The organism is Streptomyces sp. MA5143a, from assembly GCF_900290235.1.
GTDB lineage: Bacteria > Actinomycetota > Actinomycetes > Streptomycetales > Streptomycetaceae > Streptomyces.
This window is the reverse complement of the sequence record NZ_OLMK01000046.1, coordinates 1-13,228: the sequence shown is the minus strand read 5'-3', so window position 1 is coordinate 13,228 and position 13,228 is coordinate 1. Positions and strand designations below refer to the sequence as shown.

General features: G+C 72.4%; 12 protein-coding genes. 9 read left to right on the top strand and 3 right to left on the bottom strand.

Annotated elements, in window-relative coordinates:
• Window positions 1-16 precede the first annotated feature (16 nt).
• Window positions 17-1,723, top strand: a complete 1,707-nt coding sequence (locus SMA5143A_RS21260; RefSeq protein WP_107464489.1) for a proline--tRNA ligase — start codon at window positions 17-19, stop codon at window positions 1,721-1,723.
• 187 nt (window positions 1,724-1,910) lie between these two features.
• On the opposite strand, the gene SMA5143A_RS21255 is transcribed toward SMA5143A_RS21260, so the two are convergent.
• The 3 genes from SMA5143A_RS21255 to SMA5143A_RS21245 are packed head-to-tail and all read right to left on the bottom strand — an operon-like array spanning window position 1,911 to window position 3,881.
• Complete coding sequence (locus SMA5143A_RS21255; RefSeq protein WP_107464488.1) at window positions 1,911-2,840, bottom strand: aminoglycoside phosphotransferase family protein; 930 nt, start codon at window positions 2,838-2,840, stop codon at window positions 1,911-1,913.
• Between the two features lie 28 nt (window positions 2,841-2,868).
• On the bottom strand, window positions 2,869-3,324 hold the full coding sequence (locus tag SMA5143A_RS21250; protein ID WP_258193657.1) for a ferritin-like domain-containing protein: 456 nt from the start codon (window positions 3,322-3,324) through the stop codon (window positions 2,869-2,871).
• Entirely contained in the window at window positions 3,321-3,881 is a 561-nt protein-coding gene (locus SMA5143A_RS21245) for a hypothetical protein (protein ID WP_181361956.1), read from the bottom strand. The genes SMA5143A_RS21250 and SMA5143A_RS21245 overlap by 4 nt, the downstream gene beginning before the upstream one ends.
• A 233-nt stretch (window positions 3,882-4,114) precedes the next feature.
• On the opposite strand from SMA5143A_RS21245, the gene rimP reads away from it, so the two are divergent.
• The 8 genes from rimP to SMA5143A_RS21205 all read left to right on the top strand — a co-directional run.
• Window positions 4,115-4,624, top strand: coding sequence for a ribosome maturation factor RimP (rimP, locus tag SMA5143A_RS21240; protein WP_107464486.1), 510 nt, complete (start codon window positions 4,115-4,117; stop codon window positions 4,622-4,624).
• 2 nt (window positions 4,625-4,626) lie between these two features.
• On the top strand, window positions 4,627-5,613 hold the full coding sequence (gene nusA / locus SMA5143A_RS21235) for a transcription termination factor NusA (protein WP_055717682.1): 987 nt from the start codon (window positions 4,627-4,629) through the stop codon (window positions 5,611-5,613).
• Between the two features lie 137 nt (window positions 5,614-5,750).
• The gene (locus SMA5143A_RS21230) at window positions 5,751-6,029 is read left to right on the top strand and encodes a YlxR family protein (RefSeq protein WP_107464485.1); all 279 of its coding nucleotides are present in this window, start codon (window positions 5,751-5,753) and stop codon (window positions 6,027-6,029) included.
• 147 nt (window positions 6,030-6,176) lie between these two features.
• Window positions 6,177-9,248 (top strand): translation initiation factor IF-2, encoded by a 3,072-nt coding sequence (gene infB / locus SMA5143A_RS21225; protein ID WP_107464484.1) that lies wholly within the window; start codon window positions 6,177-6,179, stop codon window positions 9,246-9,248.
• Between the two features lie 388 nt (window positions 9,249-9,636).
• Window positions 9,637-9,930 (top strand): DUF503 domain-containing protein, encoded by a 294-nt coding sequence (locus SMA5143A_RS21220; RefSeq protein WP_107464483.1) that lies wholly within the window; start codon window positions 9,637-9,639, stop codon window positions 9,928-9,930.
• A gap of 74 nt (window positions 9,931-10,004) precedes the next feature.
• Window positions 10,005-10,451: a 30S ribosome-binding factor RbfA gene (rbfA, locus tag SMA5143A_RS21215; RefSeq protein ID WP_107464482.1), complete on the top strand. Its 447-nt coding sequence runs from the start codon at window positions 10,005-10,007 to the stop codon at window positions 10,449-10,451.
• Window positions 10,448-11,362, top strand: a complete 915-nt coding sequence (gene truB, locus SMA5143A_RS21210; protein ID WP_107464481.1) for a tRNA pseudouridine(55) synthase TruB — start codon at window positions 10,448-10,450, stop codon at window positions 11,360-11,362. The genes rbfA and truB overlap by 4 nt, the downstream gene beginning before the upstream one ends.
• Window positions 11,363-11,653: 291 nt before the next feature.
• Window positions 11,654-13,228 (top strand): trypsin-like peptidase domain-containing protein (locus SMA5143A_RS21205; protein WP_181361955.1); only part of this gene is annotated, 1,575 nt, incomplete at its 3' end.

The window sequence follows — 13,228 nt, the reverse complement described above, 5'->3', positions numbered from 1 at the left end:
CAGGAGTACGAGAACCATGGCGAACGCACCGGTCCAGCGCATGTCCCAGTTGATGGCGAAGACGCTGCGCGACGACCCGGCGGACGCCGAGGTACTCAGCCACAAGCTGCTGGTCCGCGCCGGCTACGTCCGCCGCACCGCCGCCGGCGTGTGGACCTGGCTGCCCCTCGGCAAGCGGGTCCTCGCCAACGTGGAGCGCATCGTCCGCGAGGAGATGGACGCGATCGGCGCCCAGGAGGTGCTGCTCCCCGCCCTGCTGCCGAAGGAGCCCTACGAGGCGACCGGCCGCTGGGACGAGTACGGCCCGGAGCTGTTCCGCCTCCAGGACCGCAAGGGCGGCGACTACCTCCTCGGCCCCACCCACGAAGAGATCTTCACGCTGATCGTGAAGGACCAGGCGTCGTCCTACAAGGACCTGCCGGTGATCCTCTACCAGATCCAGACGAAGTTCCGCGACGAGGCCCGCCCCCGCGCCGGCATCCTGCGCGGCCGTGAGTTCCTGATGAAGGACTCGTACTCCTTCGACCTGGAGGACGAGGGCCTCGCCCAGTCGTACGCCCTGCACCGCCAGGCGTACCAGAAGGTGTTCGAGCGCCTGGGCCTCGACTACCGCATCTGCGCCGCCACCGCGGGCGCGATGGGCGGCTCCAAGTCGGAGGAGTTCCTCGCCCCGGCCGGCGCCGGCGAGGACACCTTCGCGGACTGCCCCCACTGCGACTTCGCCGCCAACACCGAGGCGATCACCTACGAGTTGAAGCCGGTGGACGGGGACGGCGTGCCCGCCCTCGAAGAGATCCCCACCCCCGACACCCCCACCATCGAGACCCTCGCCGCCCACCTCGGCGTCCCGGCCTCCGCCACCCTGAAGAACCTCCTCGTGAAGGTCGACGGGGAGATCGTCGCCATCGGTGTACCCGGTGACCGCGAGGTCGACATGGGCAAGGTCGAGGCGCACTTCGCCCCGGCGGTCGTCGAGATGGTCACCGAGGACGACTTCGTCGCCCACCCCGAGCTGGTCCGCGGCTACGTCGGCCCGCAGGGCCTCGGCGAGAAGGTCACCTACGTCGCCGACCCGCGGGTGGCCCCCGGCACCTCCTGGATCACCGGCGCCAACAAGGGCGGCACGCACGCCAAGAACGTCGTCGCGGGCCGTGACTTCGAGGTCGGCGCGTACGTGGACGTCGTGGTCGTCCAGGAGGGCGACCCGTGCCCGAAGTGCGGCACCGGCCTGCGGCTGGACCGCGCCATCGAGATCGGCCACATCTTCCAGCTCGGCCGCAAGTACGCCGACGCCCTCAAGCTCGACGTGCTCGGCCAGAACGGCAAGCCCGTCCGCGTCACCATGGGCTCGTACGGCATCGGCGTCTCCCGCGCGGTGGCGGCCCTCGCCGAGCAGACCGCCGACGACAAGGGCCTGTGCTGGCCCGCCGAGGTCGCCCCGGCCGACGTGCACGTGGTCGCCGCCGGCAAGGCCCTCCAGACCGAACTCGCCCTGGAGGTCTCGGAGAAGCTGCGGGCCGCCGGCCTGCGCGTCCTCGTCGACGACCGCGCCGGGGTCTCGCCGGGCGTGAAGTTCACCGACTCCGAGCTGATCGGTGTGCCGCAGATCCTGGTCGCGGGCCGCCGCTCGGCCGAGGGCGTCCTGGAGCTGAAGGACCGCCGCACCGGCGAGCGCGAGGAACTGACCGTCGACGAGGCGATCGCCCGGCTGACGGCGGCCTGACCCGGCACCGGCGTCGAGCGGGTGCGTGGGGGGCTGTTCGCGCGGTTCCCCCGCACCCGGAACGCCCCTGCGGGCCGATGAGGAGCGCGGGGCGCAGCCCCGCTTCTCAGGGGCGCGGGGAACCGCGCGACCAGCCCCCACGCACCCGCGTCCGTCGACGAACCCCAACCGCTTCCGAGGGGTGACCTCAGAGCCAGCCGGCGAACTCCAGCAGCAGCTCGGCGTCGCGCGGGCGCCCCACGCGCCGGGCCCGAACCCCCGACTCCACGGCCCGGAACAGCGTCCACCCCCGCAGCCGCTCCTGGTCCACGTCCAGCGAGTCGGCCAGCTTCCTCACCCGTCGCCGTGTCGTCGCCGCCCCCGACGGGGAGGCGATCAGGTCCTCCACCCGGTCCCGCACCAGCCGCGCCAGATCGAACGCGCACTCCCCGACCACCGGATCGGGCCCCACCGCCAGCCACGGCAACCGGTCCCCGGCCAGCACCTTGCTCTGCCGGAAGGTCCCGTGCAGCAACCGCTCCTCGGGAGCGGCGGTCAGCAACTCCTCCCGCGCGGCCAGAGCCGCCTCGACCAGGCCCCGGACCTCACCGTCGGCCTCGGCGCCCGCACGCATCGCCTCGGCCTGACGGCCCGTCCGCTCACCCACGGTCTCGAACACATGCGCCTCGGGCGGCTCGACCCACAGCCGCCGCAGCGTGGCCGCCGCCTCCAGCAGCGCCTTCGCCTCGGGCAGCGACCGCACCGACAGGTCCGGGCGCAGCCGCTCCAGGAGCAGCACACCCTGACTGTCCCCGGGGTTCAGCAACTCCACCGCGCCCCGCCCGTCCCAGTGGGCGAGCGCCGACCGCTCGCTCTCCGGCCGCGCCCGCTCGGGCGCCAGCTTCAGCACGGCCGGGGTGCCGTCGATCTGCCGTACGAGCAGCACCAGACTGCTGCGGCCGCCGGGTGCCTGCACCCGCTCGACGGTCAACTCGCGTAGATCCAGGGCCCGTTGAAGGAGGTCAGGCAGTCGCGACAGCCACTCCTCGGCGCCGTCGCCCCCGCTCTGCCGGGTCTCGGCGAGCGCCCGCACAAGCCGCTGCGGCGGTTCGAAAGCCTCGAAAGCCCTGCGCGTCATGTGCGAGTCGTTCCCTTCCAGGCCGTGATCAGGTGCGCGGTGCCGCCGAGGCGGTGGCACCGGCCGCCCGCTCGGCGAGACCAGGGAAGGCTACGCTTGCCCCGCGCCACCTGACCGCCCGCACCGCCGCTTCCCGCAGCGCCTCGGCCGCCGAGGCGCGCCGCTCCCCGGTCGCCGCCCGCACCAGGTCGGAGTACACCCCGGCCACCCCCTCCTCCAGCCGCACGGCCAGCCGTACGGCGGAATCCGCGTCCGTCACCGGGAAGGGCAGCGCGTACGCGGCCGCCGAGGCCTCGGGCCGCCCGTCGAGGTCCCGCACCGCCCGCGTCAACAGGTCCCGCCGGGCCCGATGGGCGTCGTACGCCTCCCGCGCCTCGCTCTGCCGCGCGTCACCGATCTTCCCGCCGACGATCCCGTACCCGTACACGGCGGCGTGCTCGGCCCCGAGCGCCGCCTGCATCGCCTTCAGCTCCGCGCCGCTCACTTCGCGCCCTCCGTCAACATGTACGCGTGCCCGGCCCCCGCCGCGGCCACCGACGCCAACAGCCGGGCCAGCTCGCCCGGCACCTCCTCCAACGCCTTGCCCCGCCGGTCGGCGAGCTTCCGCTCGGCCGCGGCCAGCTCGGCGAGCGCCGCCTTCGGCTCGGCCGGTACGGGGTCGGGCCCGCCGGAGGGCGAGACCGACGCGGACGCGGACGGCGACGGCGACTGCGACTGCGAGGGGGACGCGGAGGGCTTCGTCGCGCGCTTCCCGCCCCCGAACGCCTCCGCGTGGCGTACGGCCTCCGCCCGCAGCGGCGTCAGCAGTCCGGCCAGATCGGGATGGGCGGCGAGCACGGCGTCGTACCGCTCGACGAGTGCCTCACTGTCCCGCGCCGCCCCGGCGCGCGCCTTCTCGGTCGCCGAAGGACTCCCCCCGGCGGCATCCGACCCCTCGCCCCCGGACGAGCACCCCACGAGGAGGCCCAGACCCGCGGCCCCGGCGAGCAAAGTCCTTCTGCGCGGCCCCGACGGGGCACGCGACGGCAGGCTGAACGACACAGCAGACGTCCTAGGGGGGTCGTACGAACAAAAGAGCGGTGTGATCACGTTACCCGGCCGCGCCCCACGCGGGGCGCGGGGAACCGCGCGACCGGCCGCGGACAACCCGCTCGCGCCAACGGACCGCGTCCCTCGAGTGTGCGGGCGGACGGCAACACCCCAGCGGAGCGGCTACCCTTTGACCTGACACGCGCCCTACCCACAACAGCACACGCGGCCGAGGAGTCACCCGGATGAGCACCACCCAGAGCGAGAGGCTGCGAGAGCTGCTGGAACCCCTCGTACGCTCCCAGGGTCTGGACCTCGAAGAGATCGCCGTGGACGCGGTCGGCCGCAAGCGGGTGCTGCGTGTGACCGTCGACTCCGACGAGGGCGCCGATCTGGACACGGTCGCCGACGTCAGCCGCGCGCTCTCGGCCAAGCTGGACGAGACGGACGCGATGGGCCAGGCGGAGTACACCCTGGAAGTCGGCACGCCGGGCGCCGAGCGCGCCCTCACCGAACACCGCCACTATCGGCGGGCCGTGGACCGACTGGTGAAGTTCCAACTCCGCGAGGGCGGGGAACTGATCGCCAGAATCCTGACCGTGGACGACGACGGCCTCGACCTCGAGGTGCCCGGAGTGAAGGGCCGCAAGGCCACCACCCGCAGGCTCGCCTTCGACGAGATCGACAAGGCCCGCGTCCAGGTCGAGTTCAACCGCAAGGACAAGAACGACATGAAGGAAGAGGAGGAGGCGTAGCCGTGGACATCGACATGAGTGCCCTCAGGGGCCTGGTGCGGGAGAAGGAGATCTCCTTCGACCTGCTCGTCGAGGCGATCGAGGCGGCCCTCCTCATCGCCTACCACCGCACCGAGGGAAGCCGCCGCCACGCGCGCGTGGAGCTCAACCGGGAGACCGGCCATGTGACCGTGTGGGCGAAGGAGGACCCCGAGGACCTGGAGGAGGGGCAGGAGGCACGCGCGTTCGACGACACCCCGTCGGACTTCGGGCGTATCGCCGCCACCACCGCCAAGCAGGTGATCCTTCAGCGTCTGCGGGACGCGGAGGACGACGCGACGCTCGGCGAGTACGCCGGCCGCGAGGGCGACATCGTCACCGGTGTGGTCCAGCAGGGCCGCGACCCGAAGAACGTGCTCGTCGACATCGGCAAGCTGGAGGCCATCCTGCCCGTGCAGGAGCAGGTCCCCGGGGAGACGTACCCGCACGGAATGCGGCTGAGGTCGTACGTCGTTCGGGTGGCGAAGGGTGTGCGCGGTCCGTCCGTCACCCTTTCGCGCACGCACCCCAATCTGGTGAAGAAGCTCTTCGCCCTGGAGGTGCCGGAGATCGCCGACGGGTCCGTCGAGATCGCCGCCATCGCACGGGAGGCCGGTCACCGGACGAAGATCGCCGTCAGGTCCACCCGTTCGGGCCTGAACGCCAAGGGTGCCTGCATCGGCCCCATGGGCGGTCGTGTGCGCAATGTCATGGGCGAGCTGAACGGCGAGAAGATCGACATCGTCGACTGGTCCGACGACCCGGCCGAGATGGTCGCCAACGCGCTCTCCCCGGCCCGGGTCTCCAAGGTCGACGTGGTGGACCTCGCGGCCCGCTCCGCGCGGGTCACGGTGCCCGACTACCAGCTGTCGCTGGCGATCGGCAAGGAGGGCCAGAACGCCCGCCTCGCCGCCCGTCTCACCGGCTGGCGCATCGACATCCGCCCGGACACCGAGCAGCCGTCCGAATAGCGGAGGACGACCGGCCGGCGCATGATCGGGAATAGATCCAAGCCGCAGGTCGCTCAGATCACGTCAGTTATATGCGCGGCAACTGTTCGATTCTTGCCCCAAAGGGGTGAGGTCGGTGCGGGGAGGTAGACTTAGCGGTGTCTGGCCGGACGTGTGCCCGCGCATGCCCTGAACGCACCTGTGTGGGGTGCAGGCAACGAGCGGCCAAGACCGAGCTGCTGCGCGTCGTGGCGATCGAGGGCGAATGCGTCCCCGATCATCGCGGTACGCTGCCCGGCCGGGGTGCGTACATCCACCCCGCCCTGGTCTGTCTCGACCTGGCGGTTCGCCGCCGGGCGTTTCCGCGGGCGCTTCGTGCCCCGGGACCGCTCGACAGCGCGGCGTTGCGCCTCACCGTCGAGCAGGCAACACAGTAAGACGCGTCGCATGGAACCTCCGTGCGGCCCTGGTACCCCGCGAGTTGGAAGTAGGTCGAGATTGCGATGAGCACTCGATGAGCACGCGATGAGTACGCCCATGAAGTAGCGACGGTCCGGCGTCAACCCGGACCTAAAAGGAGCGAAGTGGCTAAGGTCCGGGTATACGAACTCGCCAAGGAGTTCGGGGTTGAGAGCAAGGTCGTCATGGCCAAGCTCCAAGAGCTCGGTGAATTCGTCCGTTCGGCGTCCTCGACGATCGAGGCGCCTGTAGTACGCAAGCTGACTGACGCCCTCCAGCAGGGCAGCGGTGGCGGCAAGCCCGCCCCGCGCAAGGCCGCCCCGGCCCGTCCGGCGGCCCCCTCTCCGACGCAGGCCGCCCGTCCGGCTGCCCCGCGTCCGGGTCCGGCGGCTCCGAAGCCGCCCGCCGCGGAGAGGCCCGCGGCGCCGGCCCCGGGTCCGCGCCCCGTGCCCGGCCCGAAGCCGCCGACGCCGAAGCCCGCTCCGGCCTCCCCGGCTCCGAGCGTGCCCGAGTTCCAGGCGCCCCCGTCGGCCCCGGCCGCCCCGTCCCCGCGTCCGGGCGCCCGTCCCGGCCCCGGTGCCCCGCGCCCCGGTGGCCAGCAGCGTCCGTCCGGCCCCGGCCAGGAGCGCGGCGAGCGCCAGGCGCCCCGCCCCGGCGGTCAGCGTCCCGGCGGTGCCGGTGCGCCCAAGCCCGGCGGCGCCCGTCCGGCCGGTCCGCGTCCCGGTAACAACCCCTTCACCTCCGGTGGCTCCACCGGCATGGGCCGCCCGCAGGCGCCCCGTCCCGGCGGTGCGCCGCGTCCCGGTGGCCCCGGTGCCCCCGGCCCGCGTCCGCAGGCTCCCGGCCAGGCCCCCCGTCCGCAGGGTGCGGCCGGTGGCGGTCCGCGTCCCCAGGCTCCGGGCGGTCCCCGTCCGACGCCCGGTGGCATGCCTCGTCCGCAGGGCGGTCCCCGTCCCGGTGGCGGCCCCGGCGGCCCGCGTCCGAACCCCGGCATGATGCCGCAGCGTCCCGCTGCCGGCCCGCGTCCCGGTGGTGGCGGTCCCGGTGGTCGTGGCCCCGGTGGCGGCGGTCGTCCCGGTGGTGGCGGCGGTCGTCCGGGTGGCGGCGGCTTCGCCGGCCGTCCCGGTGGCGGCGGTGGCGGTTTCGCCGGTCGTCCCGGTGCTCCCGGTGGTGGCGGCGGCTTCGCCGGCCGTCCCGGTGGTCCGGGTGCGGGCGGTGGCGGTCGTCCCGGCTTCGGTGGCCGTCCCGGTGGTCCGGGTGCCCGTGGTGGCACGCAGGGCGCCTTCGGTCGTCCCGGCGGTCCGGCGCGTCGTGGCCGCAAGTCGAAGCGGCAGAGGCGCCAGGAGTACGAGGCCATGCAGGCCCCGTCGGTCGGCGGCGTGATGCTGCCTCGCGGCAACGGCGAGTCCATTCGCCTGTCGCGCGGTGCGTCCCTCACCGACTTCGCGGAGAAGATCAACGCCAACCCGGCGTCGCTCGTCGCGGTCATGATGAACCTCGGCGAGATGGTCACCGCGACCCAGTCCGTCTCCGACGAGACGCTCCAGCTCCTCGCCGACGAGATGAACTACACGGTTCAGATCGTCAGCCCGGAGGAGGAGGACCGCGAGCTGCTCGAGTCCTTCGACCTGGAGTTCGGCGAGGACGAGGGCGACGAGGACGACCTGGTCGTCCGCCCGCCGGTCGTCACCGTCATGGGTCACGTCGACCACGGTAAGACCCGACTGCTCGACGCCATCCGCAAGACGAACGTCATCGCGGGCGAGGCCGGCGGCATCACCCAGCACATCGGTGCCTACCAGGTGGCGACCGAGGTCAACGACGAAGAGCGCAAGATCACCTTCATCGACACCCCGGGTCACGAGGCGTTCACCGCCATGCGTGCCCGTGGTGCCCGGTCGACGGACATCGCGATCCTGGTCGTCGCGGCCAACGACGGCGTCATGCCGCAGACGGTCGAGGCGCTCAACCACGCCAAGGCGGCCGACGTCCCGATCGTCGTCGCGGTCAACAAGATCGACGTCGAGGGCGCGGACCCGACCAAGGTGCGCGGTCAGCTGACCGAGTACGGCCTGGTGGCCGAGGAGTACGGCGGCGACACGATGTTCGTCGACATCTCCGCCAAGCAGGGTCTGCACATCGACTCGCTGCTGGAAGCGGTCATCCTGACCGCCGACGCCTCGCTCGACCTGCGGGCCAACCCGAAGCAGGACGCGCAGGGCATCTCCATCGAGTCCCGCCTCGACCGCGGCCGCGGTGCCGTGGCGACGGTCCTCGTCCAGCGAGGCACGCTGCGGGTCGGCGACACGATGGTGGTCGGCGACGCGTACGGCCGCGTCCGTGCCATGCACGACGACAACGGCAACAACGTGCTCGAGGCGGGCCCGTCGACGCCGGTGCAGGTCCTGGGTCTCACCAACGTCCCGGGTGCGGGCGACAACTTCATCGTCGTGGACGAGGACCGTACGGCCCGTCAGATCGCCGAGAAGCGCGCCGCCCGTGAGCGCAACGCCGCGTTCGCCAAGCGCACGCGCCGCGTCTCGCTCGAGGACCTGGACAAGGTGCTCAAGGCCGGCGAGGTCCAGCAGCTCAACCTCATCATCAAGGGTGACGCTTCTGGTTCCGTCGAGGCCCTGGAGTCCTCCCTGCTCCAGCTGGACGTCGGCGAAGAGGTCGACATCCGCGTCCTGCACCGCGGCGTCGGTGCGGTCACGGAGTCCGACATCGACCTGGCGATGGGCTCCGACGCCATCGTGATCGGCTTCAACGTGCGCGCCGCCGGGCGTGCGCAGCAGATGGCCGAGCGCGAGGGCGTGGACGTCCGCTACTACTCGGTCATCTACCAGGCGATCGAGGAGATCGAGGCGGCCCTCAAGGGCATGCTCAAGCCGGAGTACGAAGAGGTCGAGCTCGGTACGGCGGAGATCCGCGAGGTCTTCAAGTCGTCCAAGCTGGGCAACATCGCGGGTGTTCTCATCCGCTCCGGCGAGGTCAAGCGGAACACCAAGGCCCGCCTCATCCGCGACGGCAAGGTCGTCGCGGAGAACCTCAACATCGAGGGTCTGCGTCGCTTCAAGGACGACGTCACCGAGATCCGCGAGGGCTTCGAGGGTGGTATCAACCTCGGAAACTTCAACGACATCAAGGTGGACGACGTCATCGCGACGTACGAGATGCGGGAGAAGCCGCGGGCGTAAGCCGAGGTTCATGCCGGCCGGGGGTGCGATGGCACCGCCGGCCGGTGTGGCCGTTTTCCGGGGGCTGCCGCCCCCGGGCCTCCTTTTGAGCACACGAGAAGAGGGGGTGGATCGGTCGTCGTGAGACTGCCGGTCGGATGTGGCTTGTCGCGCAGTTCCCCGCGCCCCTGAAAAGCACGGGCCGGGCCCGGGGGTGTCAGGGGCGCGGGGAACTGCGCGAACAACCCCCACCCACCCGCACCCGCCAAAAGAACCCGCATCCCCCGAGTCACTGGGCGCCCGATATCCCGTCGAGCCGCACCGCGGGTTCGGGGTACGGTTCAGATGTTCCTGCCCGGACACGGCGCAGGCCATCTACCCCGGCCCGGCGGGTTAACCGGCTACACACATGTACGTGGGGACTCTGTCCTTCGACCTCCTGCTCGGCGACGTACGGTCGCTGAAGGAGAAGCGCTCCGTCGTCCGCCCGATCGTGGCCGAGCTCCAGCGGAAGTTCGCGGTGAGCGTGGCGGAGGTCGACCATATGGATCTGCACCGCCGGGCCGTCATCGGGCTGGCGGTTGTCTCCGGTGACACGGGGCACCTGTCCGACGTACTGGACCGGTGCGAGCGGCTGGTCGCCGGTCGTCCCGAGGTGGAACTGCTCTCGGTCAAACGGCGGCTGCACGGCGGCGACGACTAGACCGGTCGCGGAGCCGGATCGCAGGGACAATTCAAGAAACAGCGGTAACGCAGAACGAGCTAGGAGACGGACCAGTGGCCGACAACGCGCGCGCCAAGAGGCTGGCGGACCTCATCCGAGAGGTGGTGGCCCAGAAGCTGCTGCGCGGGATCAAGGACCCGCGGCTCGGCTCACACGTCACCATCACGGACACCCGGGTGACCGGGGATCTGCGGGAGGCGACCGTCTTCTACACGGTGTACGGGGACGACGAGGAGCGGGCGGCGGCCGCCGCCGGACTGGAGAGCGCCAAGGGCATCCTCCGTTCCGAGGTCGGCCGGGCCGCGGGCGTGAAGTTCACCCCGACCCTCACCTTCGTGGCCGACGCCCTCCCGGACACCGCCCGCACCATCGAGGACCTCCTCGACAAGGCGCGGACCTCGGACGCCAAGGTGCGCGAGAGCGCCTCGGGCGCGAAGTACGCCGGTGACGCCGACCCGTACAGGAAGCCGGGCGACGACGAGGACGACGCCGCCGAATGACCGAGCAGCGCCAGAAGAACACCACGCCCGACGGACTTGTCATCGTCGACAAGCCGTCGGGCTTCACTTCGCACGACGTCGTCGCCAAGATGCGCGGCATCGCACGGACCCGCCGGGTCGGGCACGCGGGCACCCTGGACCCCATGGCCACCGGTGTGCTCGTCCTCGGTGTCGAGAAGGCCACCAAGCTCCTCGGCCATCTCGCGCTCACCGAGAAGGAGTACCTGGGCACCATCCGGCTCGGGCAGACCACCGTCACCGACGACGCCGAGGGCGAGATCACGGCGTCGGTCGACGCGTCGAAGGTCACCCGCGACGCCGTCGACACCGGGGTCGCCAAACTGACCGGCGACATCATGCAGGTGCCGTCCAAGGTCAGCGCCATCAAGATCAACGGGGTGCGCTCGTACAAGCGGGCCAGGGACGGCGAGGACTTCGACATCCCCGCCCGGCCCGTCACCGTCTCCTCCTTCGCCGTGTACGACATCCGTGACGCGGTCGCCGAGGACGGCACGCCCGTCCTCGACCTGGTGGTGTCGGTGGTGTGCTCCTCCGGGACGTACATCAGGGCCCTCGCCCGTGACCTGGGCGCCGACCTCGGTGTCGGCGGCCACCTCACCGCCCTGCGCCGGACCCGCGTCGGCCCGTACAAGCTGGACTCGGCCCGGACTCTCGACCAGCACCAGGAGGAGCTGACCGTGATGCCGATCGCCGAGGCGGCCGCCGCCGCGTTCCCCCGCTGGGACGTGGACACCAAGCGGGCCCGGCTGCTGCTGAACGGGGTGCGCCTGGAGATGCCCGAGGAGTACGCGGGTGCCGGCGCCGTCGCGGTCTTCGACGCCGACGGCCGCTTCCTGGCCCTGGTGGAGAACCTGAAGGGCAAGGCCAAGAGCCTGGCCGTCTTCGGCTGAGGGCCGGAGGGTCCGCGGGCCTCGGGTGCGCCGCGGGCCCGGGAACCGGGGTGGGGTCCGGTGGAGCGAGCGTGGAGCGACGGTCACGGGGCTTGCTGTTCCCGCCGCTCCACGGTCCCCCCTCGGTTCCCCCACCCAGAGGTGTATCCATCCGCCCACGTCTATTCACCCCTTCGTGCAGGCGCTCGGAGTGAACCGAGGGAGCGGAAGGGGGCGCGTTCGCGGAGCGGTCTGTCCTGCTGATCTTCGCTTGCCTACCGTCGGAACAGAGGTACGACGGGGAGGTCAGGGATGGCGGTACGGGGCCGTCGGGCGACGGGCGACGGCCGGGCCGCGCGGGACGAGGTCCTGGTGCGGGTCGCCGATCCTGCGGGACGGCCGCGCGGCACGGGCTTCGTGGCCGATCACCACGGCACGGTCGTCACCAGCCACGAGGCGGTGGACGGGCTGGCCCGGATCGTGCTGCACACCACCGGGGACCGCACCTGTGTGGTGACCTCCGACGCGGTGACCCCGCTGCCCTCCCTCGATCTCGCGCTGATCCGCGCCGAGGGGCTCCGCGTCGATCCGCTGCCCCTCGCGCCGGGCCACGAGGTCGAGGTCGGCGCCTATGTCCGCATCGCCGCCGCCGGCTGGCGCGAGGCCCGTGTGCTGGGTACGGCGGACGTCACCTACACCGCGCCGGACGGCTTCCATCTCCTGCCCGGTGCCCTGGAGTTGGCGATCGGGACGGCGGGCAGCGAGGCGTTGCGACCGGGCGGGGGAGCGGCCGGCGGGCCCGTCCTCGACATGACCACCGGGACCGTGGTGGGAGTCCTCGGCACCGCACTGGAGGCACCCCACCGGTCCACCGGCTTCGCCGTGCCCCTGAGCGGATGGCGGGCCGTACCGCCGCTGGCCGACCTCCTCGCGCGCAACGCGGCGACCGTCCCGGCCTACGGGACGGATCTGAACCTCGCCGGGGTCCTGGAGTTGACGGCCACCACGGTGGGGTCCGACGGGCCCCGACCGCCGGCGGGGCCCAGCGCGGCGGTCACCGCGGAACCCGTCGAACGCGCCGCAAGTGTGCGGGAGTTCGCCGACTTCACCGACGGACCGGCCACCGTCCTCGGGCTCGTCGGGGCGCCCGGCAGCGGTCGTACGACAGCCCTCGCGGCCCTCGCCGCCCGACGTGCCCGGGGACCCGAGCCCACCCCCACGTTGTGGCTCCGGGGTGCCGACCTCCTCGCCGACGACGGATCGGTGGCCGACGCGGCACGGCGGTCCCTGGAGCGGGCGGGGCGGATCGTGGCCGCGTCCCCCGGTACGGGCACTTCCACCGCGCCGGACGACCCGTTCGGTGCCGTGGTCGATCCGTTCGGCTGCGTGGCCGGGCAACCGGTGGCGGGCGGGCGGTACGACGGTGCGTTGGGGGACATCCGGCCGGAGCGGCTCGCTCGGCTCGCGTCGCAGGAGGGGCGGCCGTTGCTGCTGCTGCTCGACGGTCCCGAGGAGATGCCGCCCGCCCTCGCGCACCGGCTGGCGGAGTGGACCGACGGCACGGTCGCCTGGCTGCGGGCGAACGGGGCACGGCTCGTGGTGGCGTGCCGGGCCGAGTACTGGGAGCAGGCGGGGGCGCAGTTCCCGCCGGAGGCGCTGCACGGGGGTGGGCCGGAGGGTGAGGGGAGGTCGCTGCCGCCGTGCGTACGGCTGGGTGAGCTGACCGAGAGTGAGGCGCGGCGGGCGCGGCTGCGGTACGGGATCCCGCAAGGGGCGCTCGCGGGGGCCGATGCCCGGCATCCGCTCACCCTGCGGCTCCTGTCGGAGGTACGGGCGGCGCTGCCGGAGCGGGGCACCGGGCGGTGCGGCGGGGATGGCGCCCCCGCC